General features: G+C 64.7%; 14 protein-coding genes. 1 reads left to right on the top strand and 13 read right to left on the bottom strand.

Translation table 11 applies throughout. The features are described from left to right. Positions 1–76 precede the first annotated feature (76 nt). Both secDF and yajC read right to left on the bottom strand, forming a co-directional pair. Positions 77–2,632, bottom strand: coding sequence for a protein translocase subunit SecDF (gene secDF / locus RFN30_RS23850; protein ID WP_320264528.1), 2,556 nt, complete (start codon positions 2,630–2,632; stop codon positions 77–79). A 55-nt stretch (positions 2,633–2,687) separates the two neighbouring features. Next, entirely contained in the window at positions 2,688–3,026 is a 339-nt protein-coding gene (yajC, locus tag RFN30_RS23845; RefSeq protein WP_067000009.1) for a preprotein translocase subunit YajC, read from the bottom strand. A gap of 266 nt (positions 3,027–3,292) precedes the next feature. On the opposite strand from yajC, the gene RFN30_RS23840 reads away from it, so the two are divergent. Further along, the gene (locus RFN30_RS23840) at positions 3,293–4,165 is read left to right on the top strand and encodes an ATP-binding protein (protein WP_320264527.1); all 873 of its coding nucleotides are present in this window, start codon (positions 3,293–3,295) and stop codon (positions 4,163–4,165) included. A 102-nt stretch (positions 4,166–4,267) separates the two neighbouring features. On the opposite strand, the gene RFN30_RS23835 is transcribed toward RFN30_RS23840, so the two are convergent. From RFN30_RS23835 to RFN30_RS23785, 11 genes are all read right to left on the bottom strand, one after another. Beyond that, on the bottom strand, positions 4,268–5,800 hold the full coding sequence (locus RFN30_RS23835) for a peptidoglycan DD-metalloendopeptidase family protein (RefSeq protein ID WP_320264526.1): 1,533 nt from the start codon (positions 5,798–5,800) through the stop codon (positions 4,268–4,270). Between the two features lie 142 nt (positions 5,801–5,942). After that, positions 5,943–6,596, bottom strand: coding sequence for a protein-L-isoaspartate(D-aspartate) O-methyltransferase (locus RFN30_RS23830; RefSeq protein ID WP_320264525.1), 654 nt, complete (start codon positions 6,594–6,596; stop codon positions 5,943–5,945). Positions 6,597–6,609: 13 nt separating this feature from the next. Next, positions 6,610–7,368, bottom strand: coding sequence for a 5'/3'-nucleotidase SurE (gene surE / locus RFN30_RS23825; RefSeq protein ID WP_320264524.1), 759 nt, complete (start codon positions 7,366–7,368; stop codon positions 6,610–6,612). A gap of 4 nt (positions 7,369–7,372) precedes the next feature. Continuing rightward, positions 7,373–8,677: a serine--tRNA ligase gene (serS, locus tag RFN30_RS23820; protein ID WP_320264523.1), complete on the bottom strand. Its 1,305-nt coding sequence runs from the start codon at positions 8,675–8,677 to the stop codon at positions 7,373–7,375. A gap of 99 nt (positions 8,678–8,776) precedes the next feature. Continuing rightward, entirely contained in the window at positions 8,777–9,652 is an 876-nt protein-coding gene (tatC, locus tag RFN30_RS23815; protein ID WP_320264522.1) for a twin-arginine translocase subunit TatC, read from the bottom strand. Further along, positions 9,649–10,359, bottom strand: a complete 711-nt coding sequence (tatB, locus tag RFN30_RS23810) for a Sec-independent protein translocase protein TatB (protein ID WP_320264521.1) — start codon at positions 10,357–10,359, stop codon at positions 9,649–9,651. Before tatB ends, tatC begins: the two co-directional genes overlap by 4 nt. 44 nt (positions 10,360–10,403) lie before the next feature. Further along, positions 10,404–10,622, bottom strand: coding sequence for a twin-arginine translocase TatA/TatE family subunit (locus RFN30_RS23805; RefSeq protein WP_095815328.1), 219 nt, complete (start codon positions 10,620–10,622; stop codon positions 10,404–10,406). A gap of 180 nt (positions 10,623–10,802) precedes the next feature. Then, positions 10,803–11,558 carry an SMC-Scp complex subunit ScpB gene (gene scpB, locus RFN30_RS23800; protein WP_320264520.1) on the bottom strand — a complete coding sequence of 252 codons (756 nt, stop codon included), beginning with the start codon at positions 11,556–11,558 and terminating at the stop codon, positions 10,803–10,805. Further along, on the bottom strand, positions 11,555–12,355 hold the full coding sequence (locus tag RFN30_RS23795; protein ID WP_320264624.1) for a segregation and condensation protein A: 801 nt from the start codon (positions 12,353–12,355) through the stop codon (positions 11,555–11,557). Before RFN30_RS23795 ends, scpB begins: the two co-directional genes overlap by 4 nt. Before the next feature lie 63 nt (positions 12,356–12,418). Beyond that, entirely contained in the window at positions 12,419–13,438 is a 1,020-nt protein-coding gene (nagZ, locus tag RFN30_RS23790) for a beta-N-acetylhexosaminidase (RefSeq protein WP_320264519.1), read from the bottom strand. Between the two features lie 132 nt (positions 13,439–13,570). Next, positions 13,571–17,350 (bottom strand): SPOR domain-containing protein, encoded by a 3,780-nt coding sequence (locus tag RFN30_RS23785; RefSeq protein WP_320264518.1) that lies wholly within the window; start codon positions 17,348–17,350, stop codon positions 13,571–13,573. Positions 17,351–17,418 lie beyond the last annotated feature (68 nt).

Here is a 17,418-nt window from a genome sequence, read left to right as displayed (position 1 = left end):
GTCTAGAGCATGATGCCGAAAAGTGTGGAGCGGTCTTCGGACGACATCATGCTCTATCTCTTTGATTTAGACGGCGTCAGGTCGCCACGGCCTTGCCGCCGTTCACCGGCTTCTTCTCCTCTTCGGCAGTCGTGGCCTGTGGCCGCAACTTGAACAGGATCAGCAGCGGCGCGGCGATGAAGATCGACGAATAGGTGCCGAACACAACGCCGAACAGCATCGCCAGCGTGAACGAGCGGATCACCTCGCCGCCGAACAGCACCAGTGCCAAAAGCGCCAGGGACGTCGTGACCGAGGTCAGCGTGGTTCGCGACAGCGTCTCGTTGATGGCATTGTTCAGAAGCTGCGGCAGCGGCATCTTCTTGTATTTGCGTAAATCCTCGCGCACACGGTCGTAGACGACGATGGTATCGTTCAGCGAATAGCCGATGATGGTGAGGATCGCCGCAAGCGACGACTGGTTGAATTCCAGCCCCGATATGACGAAGAAGCCGATCGTCATCACCACGTCGTGCACCGTAGCGACGATAGCGCCGACCGCGAACTGCCATTCGAAGCGGAACCAGACATAGAGCAGGATGCCGACCAGCGCGATCAACATGGCGATCGTGCCTTGCTTGGCCAGCTCGCCGGAGACTGTCGGTCCCACCACCTCGACGCGGCGGAAGTCATACTGGTCCTGCAACTCGCCCCTCACCTTGTCGATGACGGTCTGCTCGGCATTCTCGCCGGCATCTTGTGTTCCGACGCGGATCAGGACGTCGTTCGGCTGGCCGAACTGCTGCACCTGGATCTCGCCGATGTTGAGCTCGGACAGCCGGCCACGGATGTCGGCGAGATCGGCGTTGCCCTGCTTCGCCTGCACCTCGATCATCGAACCGCCCTTGAAGTCGATGCCGTAATTGATGTCGACGGTCAGGAACCCGACGACCGACAGGATCGACAGCAGGCTGGACAAAGCGAAGGTCCAGCGGCGGATACCCATGAATGGGATCTTGGTGCCTGGCGGAATGAAGGTGACCGGCGCGCGCGGCAATTCCTTCGGGCGGGCGCGGCGCAGCCAGATGGCCACCAGCATGCGGGTGAAGGTGAAGGCGGTGAAGACCGTCGTCAGAATGCCAATGGCATAGGTGATGGCGAAGCCCTTGACCGGACCGGTGCCCAGCCAGAACAGCACCACGGTCGCGATCAGCGAGGTTACGTTGGAGTCGACGATGGTGGCCAGCGCCTTGGAGAAGCCGGTATCGATCGCCTGGATGACCGAACGGCCGTTTCGTCGCTCCTCGCGGATACGCTCGTAGATCAGAACGTTCGAGTCCACCGCCATGCCGATGGTGAGCACGATACCGGCGATACCCGGCAAGGTGAGCGTCGCGCCAAGCAGCGAAAGCGCGCCCACGATCATCGCTACGTGCACGGCAAGCGCGACGTTGGCCAGGAAACCGAGAAAGCCATAGGCGACGAACATGAAGGCGACGACCAGGACCGAGCCAATCATACCCGCCACCTTGCCGGCGTGAATTGAATCCTGACCGAGGCCAGGACCAACCGTGCGCTCTTCGATGATGGTCAATTTGGCCGGCAATGCGCCGGCGCGCAGCAACACGGCAAGATCGTTAGCGCTCTCGGCGGTAAAACTGCCGGAGATTTGCCCGCTCCCGCCAAGGATCGGCTCGCGGATCACCGGCGCCGAGATCACCTGGTTGTCGAGCACGATGGCGAACGGCTTGCCGACATTCTGCTGGGTCGCCTGGCCGAACCGGGTCGCCCCGCGAGAATTGAACGTGAACGAAACCACCGGTTCGTTGGTCTGTGAGTTATAAGTCGGCGTCGCATTCGACAGGTCTTCGCCCGACACGATAACGCGGTTCTCGACCAGATAGGGAACCGGAGGATCGTCCTGGGAATACAGGACCGAATCGCCTGGCGGCGGGCGGTTCTTCATCGCGTCCTGGACCGGCACCGACGTATCGACCATTTGGAACGTCAGCTTGGCGGTCTGGCCGATGATATCCTTGAGCCTTTGCGGGTTCTGAAGCCCAGGCACTTGGACCAGAATGCGATCATCGCCCTGTCGTTGTACGATCGGCTCGGTCGTGCCGAGCGCATTGACACGCCGCTCCACGACTTCGATCGCCTGCGACAACGCCGTCGACGTACGGTATTTGATACCGGCATCCGTGACGGTGAGCTTCAACAAGCCGGGCTCGGAATCGTCCAGCGCCATCGACTGCACGGAACCGCCGGTGAAGAGGCCAGCCGCGATCGGATTGGTTATCGGCTTCAGCGCTGTCTTGGCGGCTTCGACCTGGCTCGGATCGCTAATGCGCACCTGCACGGTCCGGCCCGTTCCACCAAGGCCGGTGTATTGGATCTTGGCTTCCCGCAGCAACGTCCTGATCTCGTCGCGCGTCGTCTCCAGTTGATCCTTGATCAGGTCGTTCTGATCCATCTGGAGCAGGATGTGCGAGCCGCCCTGAAGGTCGAGGCCGAGCGTCATCTGCCGTTTCGGCACCCAGCTCGGCAGTTGCGCCAGCGTGCTTGCCGGGAAGAGATTGGGCGCGGCGAGGATCACTGTGACGGCCACGGCCAGCCAGATCAGGACCATCTTCAGGCGCGAGAAATACAGCATTCGTTCTTATCCGTTCAGGCGTACAAGTGGCAGCGTTCCGCCATCGAGGTGAGGATTACTTCTTGGCGTTCTGGTTCGCCACCGGCTCGCCCTTGACGCGCACATCGGAGATCGTCGAGCGCAGCGCCGTCACCTTGGTTCCGCCGCCAAGGTCGATTTCCAGTTCGTTGTCGTCGATCACTTTGGTCACCTTGCCGACGAAGCCGCCGCCGGTCACCACCGTATCGCCGCGGCGCACCGCAGCCAGCATTTCCTGCCGCTTCTTCAGCTGCGTGCGCTGCGGCCGGATGATCAGAAAATACATGATCACGAATATCAGGACAAACGGCAAAATGCTGATGAACATGTCTGGCGAGGTGCCGACGCCTTGGGCGTATGCCGGTGTGACGAACATCAAGAAACTCCTGGATGATTGAAAACCGCCCGGGGCGGCCCCGCAAAATTTGGGCGGAATATAGTCGGTAAAGTTGCCAATGCAACTGCGCGACCCGCCGAATCCGTTGCTTTTCCAGCCGTTTGGCGCGTGCTAGAGGGTCGCAGCCGCAAGCCGCCTGGAACTGGCCGAAAAGATCGTGCTCCAACAAAAGCTTGCGGTTGGTTCTTGGTGCGCGGCCACGGACCCGTTTCACGTTCCGAGATTGCCAAAGCGAAAAGACGGAAATGACCGATAGCCTGGATGCCCTGAACAAAAAGCTCGACCGCCTGATCGAGGCGGTCTCCCGCCTCGCCCCGCCGCCGGTTCCTGAGACCGACCTCGGCGTGGCCGACTGCTTCGTCTGGCAGGCCGACCCCGGCTATCTGGAGCCGGTGCGCAAGGTCAACCGCGTCGACATCGGCCTGATCCGCGGCGTCGACCGCGTCCGCGACATCCTGCTCGACAACACCGAGCGCTTCGCGTCCGGCTTTGCCGCCAACAATGTGCTGCTCTGGGGCGCGCGCGGCATGGGCAAGTCGTCGCTGGTCAAGGCAGTGCACGCCAAGGTCAACGCCTCGGACACGCTCGACCGGCCTCTCAAGCTGATCGAGATCCATCGCGAGGACATCGACACGCTGCCCAAGCTGATGGGCCTGCTGAAGGCTGCCCCCTACCGCTTCATCCTGTTTTGCGACGACCTCTCCTTCGATCACGACGACACCTCCTACAAATCGCTGAAGGCGGCGCTCGAAGGCGGTGTCGAGGGCCGTCCGGCCAATGTCATCTTCTACGCCACGTCGAACCGTCGGCATCTGTTGCCGCGCGACATGATCGACAACGAGCGCTCGACCGCCATCAACCCTTCCGAAGCGGTTGAGGAAAAGGTCTCGCTCTCCGACCGCTTCGGCCTGTGGCTCGGCTTCCACAAATGCTCGCAGGACGAATATCTGGATATGATCGACGGCTATGTCCGCTACCACGGGCTGACGATCGACCCGGATACGCTGCGCGCCGAGGCGCTGGAATGGGCGACGACGCGCGGCAGCCGCTCCGGCCGCGTCGCCTGGCAGTTCACGCAGGACCTGGCCGGCCGGCTCGGCAAGCCGCTGAAAGACTGACGGTTCGTCATCGGCCGCAACTGAAAAAGCCCGCTCCTGGCGGAGCGGGCTGGAGCCGGCGGGCCGGACTGGAGGTCAGGCGGCGCGCAATTTGTTCTTATTCTATTCGAGATAGCCGCTCGGATCGACCGGGGCCGAGTTCTTGCGCACCTCGAAGTGCAGCTTCGGCGAGTCCGTGGTGCCGCTCATGCCGGACAATGCGATCTCCTGGCCGCGCTTGACCTTCTGGCCGCGTTGCACCTCGATCGAACTGGCGTGGCCGTAGACGGTAACCAGGCCGTTCTCGTGGCGCACCAAAACGGTGTTGCCGAATTCCTTGAGGCCGTCGCCGGCATAGATGACGACGCCGTTCTCGGCCGCCTTGATCGGCGTTCCTTCCGGCACCGCGATGTCGACGCCATCCTTGCCGGAACCGAAGCCGGAGATGACGCGACCGCGCACCGGCCAGCGCATCTTGCCGATGCCCGTCGCGTCCGGCGCCACCGCGTCGTCGTCCTCGGCCTGCTGGATGACCTTGGCGTCCTTCTTCGGCGGGGTGTAGGAGGCGAGCGTCTCCGACGGCGTGGTCTTTGCCGGCGGCTGCGTGGTCGCCGTCGTCACCGGATCGACGGCCGGCTTGGTCGCGGCAGGCTTGGCGGCGGCGACGGCAACGGTGCCGCCGGCCGGGACCTTGAGCGTCTGGCCAATCTTCAAAAGCCCGTCCTTCATGCCGTTGGCCTGCTTCAGCGCCGTGGCGCTGACGCCGGTCTTGCGGGCGATCGAGGAGAGTGAATCGCCCTGCTGGACGGTGTAGGTGCCGCCGGCGCCGGCCGGCTTTGCCTCGGCCATCTGCGCGGGCTTGGCGTTCTTCGAGCCGGCGGCGGCAGCGGAAGCATCGACCGGCGCCGCCGACTTGCCGTCCTTGAGCTTCGGCTGCTGCGGCAGGACCGCAACCTTCTCCGGCGCGCCGGCGGGCTGCTTCGGCGAATTGGCGGGCTTGGTGCTGTCGGCGACCTTCGGCTCGCCCTTGCTCGAATAGGCATAGGCCGGGATGACGATCTTCTGGCCGGTTCTGATGCCCTTGTTGGCATCGAGCCCGTTGACCTTGATGATCGCATCGGCCGGCACATGGTATTGACGCGCCAATCCGGAAATCGTTTCCCCTTCCCGCACCACGATCTCGGTCGCGTGCGGCGCCGCACTTGCATTGCGCACGGCATCGGGCTCGGCGGTCTTGAAGGGCTTCGCGGCCGGCGCGACAGTGCCGGTGGTCGACTTGTCGAGATGTGGCGCGGCAGGAGCCGGCGCGAGCGCCGGGGCGGAGGCGGTGTGCATCGGCTTGGCGGGAGCCGCAGCCGGCGCCGAGGGCGGCGGCAATTGCTGCGACGTCACCGGCTCGAGGCCGGAGCGGCTCACCGACTGGGTGTGGGTGCCGTCGACGGGCGCCGGCGCCACCGTGTCGCCCGGATAGGGCTGGTCGGCACCCTGCTTGTTGATGATGGCGCGCTGGTTGTTGGTCGACGAGGTGAAGACGTCGTCGACACCGTTGAAGCGCATCGCCTGCGAGCTGCAGCCCGCCGCGGCACCGGCGATCATGAGAACGGCGCAGCCACGCGCCAGATTGCGTCCGTTTGCCTTCAAACCATTGAATTGCATCGCAGTAACCCGCACAGACCCGGTACAAACTCTGGCCGTGATTAAAGCGCGTTAATGTTACTGGGCGGTTAACCCATTAGAATCCGTCGAAAATTTTCTTAAAATATTAGGGGGAATTTTGGCGGAGACCGCTAGGCGCTCGCTAGATCACCGCGGCGACGCTGCGCAGGATCGGTTGCAACCTGACCATGCCGATGTCCTCGCGCTCGAAACGGCTGCCGACCTTGGTGAGCTTGGCCAGCACCTGCTCGCCCTCCTCCGGGCCGAGCGGCGCGATGACGACGCCGCCGCTCGACAATTGATCGAGCAGGAACCGCGGCAGGCTGTCGAAGGCCGCCCAGGCCAGGATGCGGTCGAAGGGCCCTTCGTTGGGCAGGCCGTTGGAGCCGTCGGCCTGGCGCACGATGACATTGCTGATGCCGAGCGCCTCGAAACGCTGCTTTGCCTGCTCGGTCAAGGTCTTGTAGCGATCGATGGTGACGATGCGCGCGGCAAGCCTGGACATCACGGCGGCCGTATAGCCCGACCCGGTGCCGATCTCGAGCACGCGGTTGCCCGGCTCGATGGCTAAAGCCGCGATCACCGCCGCCTGCAGGTCCGCGCCCTCGATCGCCTCGCCGCATTCGATCGGCAGCATGCCATCCGACCAGGCGATGGAATGGAACTGCGCGGACAGGAAGCCGCGCCGCGGCGTCGCCTCGAAGGCAGCGACCAGCGCCTTCGGCGCCGTGCCCCTGCCCCGTAGGCGGAGCAGGAAAGCGGCAAAACCTTCGCGATCGTCGACGGCCGTGTTCATGCCAGAACCTTATTCATGACAACGCCTTGGTCAGCTGGTCGCGGAGTTCATGGGCGGTGAGGTCGAGCTGCAGCGGCGTTACCGACACCAGCCGGTTGCGCAGCGCGTGAAGGTCGGTGCCCTTCTTGCCTTCGACCGGCTCGCGGCCGAAGCGCAGCCAATAGTAAGGCAGGCCGCGGCCGTCGCGGCGCTCGTCGACCCAGAGGCTGTGCACGAGCTTGCCCTGCGAAGTGACGACCGTGCCCTCGATTTCGTCGGGGGTGCAATTCGGGAAATTGACGTTGAGCAGCACGCCTTCCGGCAGCGGAGTCGCAATCAGCCTCTTCAGCAGCGCAGGCGCCAGCGCCTCGGTCGTCTCGTAAGGAACGACACGGTCCTCGCCGACATAGGAGTAGGCCTGGCTCACCGCGATCGAGCGGATACCGAGCAGCGCGCCTTCCATGGCGCCGGCGACGGTGCCGGAATAGGTGACGTCGTCGGCGATGTTGGCGCCGGAGTTGACGCCCGACAGGATGAGGTCGGGCGGACCGGGCAGAATCTTCTTCGTGCCCATGATGACGCAATCGGTCGGCGTGCCGCGCACGGCATAGTGCTTCTCGCCGACCGTCCTCAGCCGCAGCGGTTCCGAGATCGACAGCGAATGCGCATAGCCGGACTGATCCTGCTCCGGCGCCACCACCCAGACGTCATCCGACAGCGTGCGGGCGATGCGTTCGAGCGACGCAAGCCCCTCGGCATGGATGCCGTCATCGTTGGTCAGCAGGATGCGCATAAGTTCATTTCGATTCGATCTTGGCGAGACCACCCATGTAGGGCCGCAGCACTTCAGGAATGGTTACGCTGCCATCCTCATTCTGGTAGTTTTCGATGACAGCAATGAGAGCGCGGCCGACCGCGGTGCCCGAACCGTTCAACGTGTGGACGAAGCGGTTGCCCTTGCCGTCCTTGTCCTTGTAGCGGGCGTCCATGCGCCTGGCCTGGAAATCGCCGCAGACCGAGCAGGACGAGATTTCGCGATAGGCGTTCTGCCCCGGCAGCCAGACCTCGATGTCGTAGGTCTTACGCGCGCCAAAACCCATGTCGCCGGTGCACAGCGTCACCGTCCTGAACGGCAGGCCGAGGCGCTTCAGCACCTCTTCGGCACATTGCGTCATGCGCTCATGCTCGGCGAGCGAACTCTCCTGGTCGGTGATCGAGACCAGCTCGACCTTATAGAACTGGTGCTGCCGCAGCATGCCGCGCGTGTCGCGACCCGCCGAGCCCGCTTCCGAGCGGAAGCACGGCGTCAGCGCCGTATAGCGCAGCGGCAGCTTTTCGTGCGCCGTGATCTCCTCGCGCACCAGGTTGGTGAGCGGCACCTCCGCCGTCGGGATCAGGCCGAGGCGCCCCTCGCCATGCGGCGTGAAGAACAGGTCCAGCTCGAACTTCGGCAGCTGGTTGGTACCGAACAGCACCTCGTCACGCACCATCAGCGGCGGCTGGATCTCCTCATAGCCATGCTCGGTCGTGTGCAGGTCGATCATGAATTGGCCGAGCGCGCGTTCCATGCGCGCGAGCTGGCTCGCCAGCACCGTGAAGCGCGAGCCCGACAGCTTCGCCGCCCGCTCGAAATCCATCATGCCGAGCGCTTCGCCGATCTCGAAATGCTCCTTCACCCAGTTCGGGCGCGCCGGCACTTCGCCGACGATGCGCTTGACGACGTTGTCGTGCTCGTCCTTGCCGACCGGCACATCGTCGAGCGGAACGTTGGGCAGCACGGCGAGCGCATCGTTCAGCGCCTTGTCGAGCTCGCGCTCGCGCGCCTCGCCATTCTGGATGAACGCCTTGATGTCGCCGACCTCGGCCTTGAGCCTTTCGGCAAGTGCTGAATCGCCCGAGCGCATGGCATTGCCGATCTCCTTCGAGGCGGCATTGCGGCGTTCCTGCTTGACCTGCAATTCGCTGAGATGCGCGCGGCGCGCCTCGTCCCTGGCGATCAGATCCTCGACGGCGGACTGCGCGTCGCCGGCCGACCACGAGCGCTTCACCAGCGCATCGACAAGGGCCTTCGGGTTGTCGCGAATCCATTTGATGTCAAGCATGGTTGATCCGTCCTCAGAGTAAGGTTCGAGGGCGTAAACCGCATCCCTGATCGATGCAAGACGGACCCGTGCCGCGGCCAGTGTTTTTCCGGCCGTTGCCTAGCTTGGCGCCTGCGTCGACGAGGTATTCGCGGCCTTTTCAGTCACCGACGATCCGGCATCCTGCTGCTCACGCGCTAGCCGGTCACGTGCCTGGCTGCGCTCGATCATACGTGAGGACCAGATCGCGACCTCGTAGAGAATGATGGTCGGGACGGCGAGGCCGCACTGGCTCAAGGGATCGGGCGGCGTCAGCACCGCGGCAACCACGAAAGAAAGGACGATCGCCCATTTGCGCTTGTCGGCCAGCGCCTGCGACGACAAAAGACCGACGCGCGTCAAAAGGCTGGTCACCACAGGCAATTGGAACACCAGGCCGAAGGAGAAGATCAGCGTCATGATCAGGCTGAGATACTCCGACACCTTCGGCAGCAGCGATATCTGCACCTGGTCGTCGGTGCCCACCTGCTGCATGGCGAGGAAGAACCACATCACCATCGGGGTGAAGAAGAAATAGACCAGCGAGGCGCCCATCAGGAACAGGATGGGCGACGCGATGAGGAACGGCAGGAAAGCGCTGCGCTCGTTCTTGTAAAGGCCTGGCGCGATGAACTTGTAGATCTGCGTGGCGATCAGCGGAAAGGCGATCACCATGCCGCCGAACATGGCGAGCTTCACCTGGGTGAAGAAGAATTCCTGAGGCGCGGTGTAGATCAGCTCGACCTTGTGCGGGTCGAGCCCCGCCCATTGTGTCGCCCATTTGAAGGGGATGACCAAAAGGTTGAACAGGCGCTTGGCGAAGAAAAAGCAGACGAGAAAGGCGACGAAGAAGCCGCCCAACGACCAGATCAGGCGGCGGCGCAGCTCGATAAGGTGCTCGATCAGCGGCGCCGACGATTTCTCGATTTCTTCCTTTTCCTTGTCCGAAACGCTCACTTGGCGGCTCCCGCCGTCTTCTTGGTATCGGCGGCCTTCTTTGGGGCCGGCTTCTTCGCCGCAGCGGGCTTTGCCTCAGCCTTGGGAGCCACCTTCTTGGCGGGCACGGCAGCCTTTGCCGGGGCCGGCGACGATTTAGCCGACGCTTTCACGGCCGCCTTGGATGCTGCTGTCTTCGCTGCGGCTCCGGGAGCCTTTGCCTTGGAGGTCGCCGCCTTTTTCGCCGGCTGGGCCGGCACCGCGGTCTCCCCCGCCGGTACGGTCACGGAGCCGTCGGCCATGACCGGAAAGACCGGCGCGGCCGGCGCGGCTTCGGTTCCGGCAACACCGGGCATTTCCGTCGCGCCGTTCTTGAGCGGCTCGGCGGCCTGCGGCGTCGATGCAGCCGGATCGGCCGGTTTTGGCTTCATCATCGTATCGACGCCGGCCCGCACATCGGCCGCGGCCTGCTCGAACGGATTGAGCTGCTTGCGGACTTCGGTCATCGGATTGAGGCTGCGAAGGCTATCTATCGAACTCTTGACGTCGTCGAGTTCGGCTTCCTTGAGGGCGTCGTTGAACTGCTTTTGGAAGTCGGCCGCCATGCCGCGCAATTTGGCCGCGGTGCGACCGAAAGTACGCAGCATGTTGGGCAAATCCTTCGGCCCGACGACCACGATCATGACGACCGCGATCACCAGCAGTTCGCTCCAACCGACTTCGAACATGGCAATCTATTCCAACGAGAGCTGTTCCAACGAGAGCGCGGGGCTCAGCTCTTGCTGACCTTTTCCTTGCCCGGCGAAACGGTCTCGTCGGCACGGTGCTCGACGGTGCGCTTGTCGTCAACGTCGTCGTCCGCCATGCCCTTCTTGAAGCTCTTGATGCCCTTGGCCATGTCGCCCATCAGCTCGGGGATCTTGCCGCGGCCGAACACCAGGAGCACGATGACCAGCACGATCATCCAATGCCAAATCGAAAACGAACCCATAACAATCTCTCTCGAATGTTTTCCCTCGGCGATGATCTATGCGTTTTCGCCCGGGGATTCAAACACAACCGCAATGAAGTTGATAAAATGGCTAGCCGATGTCACGCACTTTCGGCGTGAGCGCCTTGCTACGAATCGGCGCAGCCCCTGCTAATAGACCAATCGCACCGGATTCGCGGGTCACTCTTCCGTGACGCGCGGCGTGAGCAATCCGAGCTCCTCGAGGTCGATGTCGGTCAGCGCATCCTCGTCCTCGGTCAGCGCGTCCGGATCGGCCGGCGGCACCGGCATCGAGAAATTGGACGGCATCCGCGTCGACAAGAGCCCTGCGCCCTTCAACTCTTCCATGCCGGGCAGGTCGCGGATCTCCTCCAGCGCGAAGTGGTCCAGGAAGGCATCGGTCGTGCCGTAGGTCACGGGACGGCCGGGTGTGCGGCGGCGGCCGCGCATCCTCACCCACTCCGTTTCCAGCAGTGTGTCCAGCGTGCCTTTGGAGGTTTCGACGCCTCTGATGTCCTCGATCTCGGCCCGCGTCACCGGCTGGTGATAGGCTATGATCGCCAGCACTTCGAGCGCCGCGCGCGAGAGCTTTCTCTGCTGCACGGAGTCCCGGCTCATCAGGAAGGCGAGGTCGCCGGCGGTGCGGAAAGCCCAGGCCTCGCCGACCCGCACCAGGTTGACCCCGCGCTTGGCATAGATTTCCTGCAGATCGGCCATTGCCGCAGCTATGTTGACGCCCTCGGGCAGGCGCGCCGTCAATTGCCTTTCGCTGACCGGCTCGGCGCTGGCGAAGATGATCGCCTCGGCCATGCGGACGGCTTCCGACAGCTGCAGCCGCTCGGCGGGGTTCTCGATGGAACCCTGTTCGGCCATCTCGTCTTCGGGCTCGTCCTCGAGCTTGAACGGAATGACCGAAGCGTTGGCGCGTTCGCTCATGATGCCACCTCGACTGCCTTAACCCCTTGTGCGCGGCCGCGCAGGTAGATCGGCGCGAAAACCTGATCCTGCCGCACTTCCAGCTTCCCCTCGCGCACCATCTCGAGCGTCGCGGCGAAGGAACTGGCCACCGCCGTGCGCCTCTCTTCCGGTGCCGCCAGATACTGGATGAGGAAGCTGTCCAGCGCCGTCCAATCGCCGATCGTTCCGACCAGCCGCGCCAGCACGTCGCGCGCGTCCTTCAGCGACCATACGGCGCGGCGGGCGATCGTCACGTTGTTGATCGCCTGCCGCTGGCGCTGCTGCGCATAGGCGGTCAAAAGATCGTAGAGCGAGGCCGAATAGGCGTTGCGCTTCTCGACAATGACCATTTCCGGCATGCCGCGCGCGAAGACGTCGCGGCCGAGCCGGTTGCGGTTGACGAGCCGAGCTGCGGCGTCGCGCATTGCTTCCAGCCGCTTCAGCCGGAACTGCAGCACCGCCGCCAGTTCCTCGCCGCTTTCGCCCTCTTCGCCCGGCTGTTTCGGGATCAAGAGCTTCGACTTGAGGAAGGCAAGCCACGCCGCCATCACTAGGTAGTCGGCCGCAAGCTCGAGCCTGAGCGCTCTCACCCTCTCGATGAAGGCCAGATATTGCTCGGCGAGCGCCAGGATCGAGATGCGCGCCAGGTCGACCTTCTGGTTGCGCGCCAGATGCAGGAGAAGGTCGAGCGGTCCCTCGAAGCCGGCGACATCGACCACCAGCGACGGGTCGCCGGTCAGACGTGAATCGTCGTTCTCGGCCCATAGACGGTCCATCGGTGCGGCCTTCGCGGCCTTGCTGTCCAATGTTTCCGCCACTTGCCCTTCTATCCCTTCGGTTCAGGCCACCGCTTCGAAATAGGTGGCGAATTCCGCGCGTATCGCGCTTTCATCGGCGACGTCGCGGTCCTTTATATAGGTCAGCGCCCGCTCCGCTCTCGCCAGGGACTTGCCTTCGAGCATCGTCGTACGCGAGGCGATCCCGGACATTTCCTCGAAAACGCCGTTGCAGTGAAGGACGAGATCGCAGCCGGCCGCAAGGATCGCGGCCGCCTTTGTCGGGAAATCCCCAGAAAGTGCCTTCATCGACGTGTCATCGCTCATCAAGAGCCCGTCGAAGCCGATCTCGCCGCGGATCAACTCGTTGACGACCTTGGCAGAGGTCGTCGCCGGATTATCCGGGTCGACGGCGCTGTAGACGACATGCGCCGTCATCGCCATCGGCAGTTGGTTGAGCGCCTTGAACGGGGCGAAATCATGTCGCCGCAACTCGGCGAGCGGCGTGTCGACCGTCGGCAGCTCAAAATGCGTATCGGCAAACGCGCGGCCGTGGCCGGGAATATGCTTCATGACCGGCAGGACGCCGCCCGACATCAGGCCCTCTGCCGAAGCCCGGCCAAGCTCGATCACGGCATTGGGCTCCTTGCCGTAAGCGCGCGCGCCGATGACGTCGCTGGCGCCCTCGACTGGCACGTCGAGCACCGGCAGGCAGTCTGCGGTGATGCCGTGCCGCAGCAGATCGAAGGCGTGCAGCCGCGCGAGCAACCACGCGGCGCGGCGGCCGGCCTCACGATCGTCGCGCCAGAGGGCGCCGAGCGCGCCGCCGGCGGGATAGTTCGGCGCCAGCGGCGGCCGCAGGCGCTGCACCCGGCCGCCTTCCTGGTCGATGAAGACCGGAGCGTCCGGACGGCCGACGCAGTCGCGCATCGAGGCGACCAGATCTCGGATTTGCTCGGTCTCGCCGACATTGCGCGCGAACAGGATGAAGCCCCAGGGACGTTCGTCGCCGTAGAAACGGATTTCATCTTCAGTGAGGGATTTCCCGGCGCAGCCGAGGATCATGGATTTTGATTCGGTCATGAACGGAAGCTTAGGGGTTTAGGCGAGTAAAGGGAATCACCCTGCCCGGCGGAGCCCGAGCGCCCGAAAGCCGTCCACAACGAAAAGCCGGCGCGGCCTTACGGCTGCGCCGGCTTTGCGAGGTTCGAGACGTCAGCGCGACACGAAGCAGGTGCCGCCGGCCGCCTTGTAGCTGGTGCACAGGTTGATCGCGTCGTTGCGCGACTGCGCCGGCACGCGGACGCGGTAGAAAGTGCCCTTGCCGGCGATCTCCGCCTTGACGATGTTGGCGGTGCGGCCCGAGAGCACGCTGCCATAGCGGCGCTGCAGGTCCTGGTAGGTCGACTGGGCGCTTTCGACCGTCGGCTGCGAGGCGATCTGCATCGACCACGAGCCGCCGCCTGAAGCCGCCGGATCGATGGAGGCGACCTGGTCGGGCTTGACCTCGCCGACGATATCGACCGGCTGGTCGGACGGACGCGGCGGCGCCACAGGCACCTTCGCCGGCGTGTTGGCCGACTGGGCCTTGGCTTCAGCCTTCGGCGCGGCGGCAGGCTTCGCTGCCGCAGCAGGCTTGGCGGTATCGCCCTGGTCGTCGCCGCCCTGGTCTGCAGCCTGATCGGCGGCCGGCGTGACGGTGCCCGTCGGTTGAGCATCGCCCTGCCCGGCGGAAGCGACGTGCTGCGGCGCCGGATCGGCCGGCTCGGTCGCCGCGACTTGCGGCGCGGGAGCCGGGTCCTCGCGCGGAACCAGCGAGCCGTCAGGCTTCACCATCATGGTCTTCACCTTGCGCGGCGCAACGGCGACGACGTCGTTGTTGGTCCCCTTGTCGGCTTCCTGCAGCACCTGGGCGATGCGGTCTTCCGATTTCGGCGCCGGAGCAGCCGGCTGCGTGCCTGCCGGGGCGGCGGCCTGGGCAGTATCCGGCGCTACTGCGTCCGGAGCCGGCGCTACCGCGTCCGGAGCAGGCGCCGCGGCGTCCGGAGCCAGCGCTGTTGCGGCCGGAGCCGGCGCTGCCGCAGCCGGATTGCCCGCTGCGTCGGTGCCGGGCGCGGCATCGGTGTCGTCAGGCGAAAGGTCGACGATCCGGCTCTGCGGCGGTTCCTTCGACGCCACGTCGATCGGTTCCTCGGTGTTGGTCACCAGTTTCTGCTGCACCGGTTCGGTGGGCTTGGCTGCCCCACCCTTGGCCACGGCGTCATAGACCTTGTTGTCCTGGTTCGGCACCACCGCGCCGCCCGGATTTTCCGGCTTGACCTTGATCGGCGAATTGTCGGCCTTCACGATCACGGGCGCTTCGTTGCCGCCCTTGCCGCCAAAGGAGAAGGCAAGAGCGCCGAGACCGCCGGCAATCACCGCGGCGCCGACGAGCGCGGCAACCATCAGATTGCGGCTTCGCGGCTTCGCGGCTTCGCGCTCGGCAAGGCCCGGCACGGTCATCGCCTCGTCGAGTTCAGGATCGTAGTCGAGCTCGTCGACTGCAAATTCGTCGGCCTGCGAAACCGGGCGGCTGCCGGGCAAATAGTCGGCATCGAACGCACTCGCGGCCGCGGCATAGGACGGGGTCGCCGGCGCGGCGGGCGTCTCGGCGCGCAACTCACGACGATCATAGCCGTTCTTGAAGCCGGCATTGTAGGAATCGTCGTCATAGCCCCGGCTCTGCACCGGCGCGGCCGCGATCTCTGTCGCGTTCATCTCGCTAAGCAGGCCTGCAAACTCGGCATCGAGATCGTCATAGGCGGGTGCCGCCGGCTGGTCCTCCTCGAAGCTGAGCTCCGGGATATCGAGATCGTCGGCCAGCGCCACGATGCGCTCAGGCACGTCGACCGTCTCGACATCAGGCATTTCCTCGTGATGGCGGGGCTGCGGCGCCGATGCCGGCTTGGCGTAGCCGGAATAGTCCTGCGCCGGCTCGTCACGATAGGCGGGCGCCGCCATTTGCGGCGCCGATGCCGGCTTGGCGTAGCCGTAATAGTCCTTCGCCGGTTCGTCACGATAGGCAGGCGCCGCCATTTGCGGCGCCGAAGCCGGCTTGGCGTAGGCGGAATAGTCCTGCGGCTCGTCACGATAGGCGGGCGCCGTCATTTGTGGCGCCGAAGCCGGTTTGGCGTAGGCGGAATAGTCCTGCGCCGGCTCGTCGCGATAGGCGGGCGCCGCCATTTGCGGCGCCGAGGCCGTCACCGGCTGCGGCGCGAACGATGCCTGCGCGGGCGCGGCGACCGGGGTCACGCGGCTCCACGACCGGGACGGCTCGGCCGCCGCCGGCAGGTCCTGCTCGATGCCCTTGGCAAAGGCAGCATCGAAAGCCTCGTCATCGAAATCGATGCTCGGCTCGGCGTCCTGTTCAGCTCCGGTGTCTTCGAAGACCTGCCGGTCGAGTTCGCCGGCGAGCAGCGTATCGAGATCGGCATCGGCGGGCTGTGCGGTCTGCTCGCTACGCGCCGGCTCATGCTCATCGAGATCCCAATCGAGATCATCGGCGGCGACGACCGCCTGCTGGCCGGTGTAGCTGGCCGGCTGCGGCGCAGGGGCCGGTTCCTTGGCGACAGAAATCGGCGCGGGCGGAACGGGCGCAACCGGGGCCGGCGCAACCGGAATGGGCCGCGCGGTCATGGCACTGAGCAGCGCGTTGAGTTCGTCTTCCAGGCTCCGCTCGCTGGCGACCGCGACCGGCTTGGCCGGCTCGACCGCCGCAACCGGCGGGACCGGAGCCGTCACCGCCGGAGCAGGCTCCTCGAAGGATGGCTCGGCCGCAGCGACGGGATCGACGGCAGGAGCTTGCGGTTCCTCGGCAAGGGCATCGGCGAAGTTGAGTTCGAAATCGTCTTCGAAGACCTGATCGGTCGCGGCCTCATGGTCGGCGACGGGTTCAGGGTCGACGGCGGGAGCTTCCGGCTCCTCGGCAAGAGCGTCACGGAAGCTGAGCTCGAAATCGTCTTCGAGGACCGGATCCGCTGCTGCTTCGTGATCGGCGGAGAAATGCGCTGCCTCGACGGGCACCTCGACCGCCTGCGGCTGCTCGTTCTCGACCGACAGCTCCTCTTCCAGGATCAGGTCCTGCGGCTGATCGATATCCATGTCGACATCGGCCATTGCCTCATCGAAATGGGCCTCATCGAAATGGGCCTGATCGAATTCGGCTTCAGAGAATTCGGCTTGATCGGCCTGGCTGTCGAAACCTTCATCGGCGACCGGCTGGTCGGCAACGGCGTGAGCCTCGACCGGCTGAACGTCAGCGGCTTCGGGCTGCTCGATCTCACGATCATCGAATGACAGCTCGTCCTCGAGCGACATCTGGACTGCATTGTCGAAATCGGCGTCGAACGCCATCTCGGCGGCAGGCTCAACGACGGGAGGCTCGACAGCCGCTGGCTCGGCCGCCGCGGCGGCGCCTTGGCTCGCGTCGGGCACATCGTCGATGCGGAAGTCGTCATCCAGCGAGGCCGCCATTTCCTTGTCGATGGAAAGGTCGTCCTGCAGGGGCGAGACTTCCAGGGAACTCGCGACCGCCTTGTCGAAATCATCGTCGAAGGTCGTGTCGGCGGCCGGCTCCGGCGCACGGGGCGTGGCAAAGTGGGCGTGATCCGCCGCGTCGTCGAAAACAAAATCCCGCTCCAAGGACGCGGCAAGCTCGTCGTCGGTGAGAGCAGTCTTGGCAGCCTCGTAAGTCGGCTCTTGCCGGGCGGCCTGCTGCGCGACCGGCGCGTTTTCCTCGGCGGCGTCGAATTCGCCCATCAGCTCCTTTTCGAGATCGATGTCGAAATCGGACTCATCCGCAGTCTGGTTTGCGGGCGCAGCCTTTGCGACCGGCGGCGTCTGCGGCCTGACCGGCTGACGCGGGTCGAAACCCATGATGCGGGTCAGTTCCGCGAAGGGATCGTCGTCGGCGATGTGGTTGTTTGCGGCTGCTTTCAGCTGGGTTCTGTCTGCCATTATTGTTCCCGAACTCGCACACAGTCGGACGCCATGGACGTCGCGCAGGGTTGGCCCTTACCAGCGCA

The organism is Mesorhizobium dulcispinae (assembly GCF_033977345.1).
GTDB classification, from domain to species: Bacteria; Pseudomonadota; Alphaproteobacteria; order Rhizobiales; family Rhizobiaceae; genus Mesorhizobium; species Mesorhizobium dulcispinae.
This window is presented reverse-complemented; position numbering and strand designations above follow the sequence as displayed.

What these genes read in the sequence shown, in the direction of transcription:
- RFN30_RS23830 (WP_320264525.1), bottom strand. Translation starts at nt 6,596, where the DNA reads ATGAACACGGCCGTCGACGATCGCGAAGGTTTTGCCGCTTTCCTGCTC.
- RFN30_RS23785 (WP_320264518.1), bottom strand. Translation starts at nt 17,350, where the DNA reads ATGGCAGACAGAACCCAGCTGAAAGCAGCCGCAAACAACCACATCGCC.
- tatB (WP_320264521.1), bottom strand. Translation starts at nt 10,359, where the DNA reads ATGTTCGAAGTCGGTTGGAGCGAACTGCTGGTGATCGCGGTCGTCATG.
- nagZ (WP_320264519.1), bottom strand. Translation starts at nt 13,438, where the DNA reads ATGACCGAATCAAAATCCATGATCCTCGGCTGCGCCGGGAAATCCCTC.
- serS (WP_320264523.1), bottom strand. Translation starts at nt 8,677, where the DNA reads ATGCTTGACATCAAATGGATTCGCGACAACCCGAAGGCCCTTGTCGAT.
- RFN30_RS23795 (WP_320264624.1), bottom strand. Translation starts at nt 12,355, where the DNA reads ATGGACCGTCTATGGGCCGAGAACGACGATTCACGTCTGACCGGCGAC.
- surE (WP_320264524.1), bottom strand. Translation starts at nt 7,368, where the DNA reads ATGCGCATCCTGCTGACCAACGATGACGGCATCCATGCCGAGGGGCTT.
- scpB (WP_320264520.1), bottom strand. Translation starts at nt 11,558, where the DNA reads ATGAGCGAACGCGCCAACGCTTCGGTCATTCCGTTCAAGCTCGAGGAC.
- RFN30_RS23835 (WP_320264526.1), bottom strand. Translation starts at nt 5,800, where the DNA reads ATGCAATTCAATGGTTTGAAGGCAAACGGACGCAATCTGGCGCGTGGC.
- RFN30_RS23805 (WP_095815328.1), bottom strand. Translation starts at nt 10,622, where the DNA reads ATGGGTTCGTTTTCGATTTGGCATTGGATGATCGTGCTGGTCATCGTG.
- secDF (WP_320264528.1), bottom strand. Translation starts at nt 2,632, where the DNA reads ATGCTGTATTTCTCGCGCCTGAAGATGGTCCTGATCTGGCTGGCCGTG.
- yajC (WP_067000009.1), bottom strand. Translation starts at nt 3,026, where the DNA reads ATGTTCGTCACACCGGCATACGCCCAAGGCGTCGGCACCTCGCCAGAC.
- RFN30_RS23840 (WP_320264527.1), top strand. Translation starts at nt 3,293, where the DNA reads ATGACCGATAGCCTGGATGCCCTGAACAAAAAGCTCGACCGCCTGATC.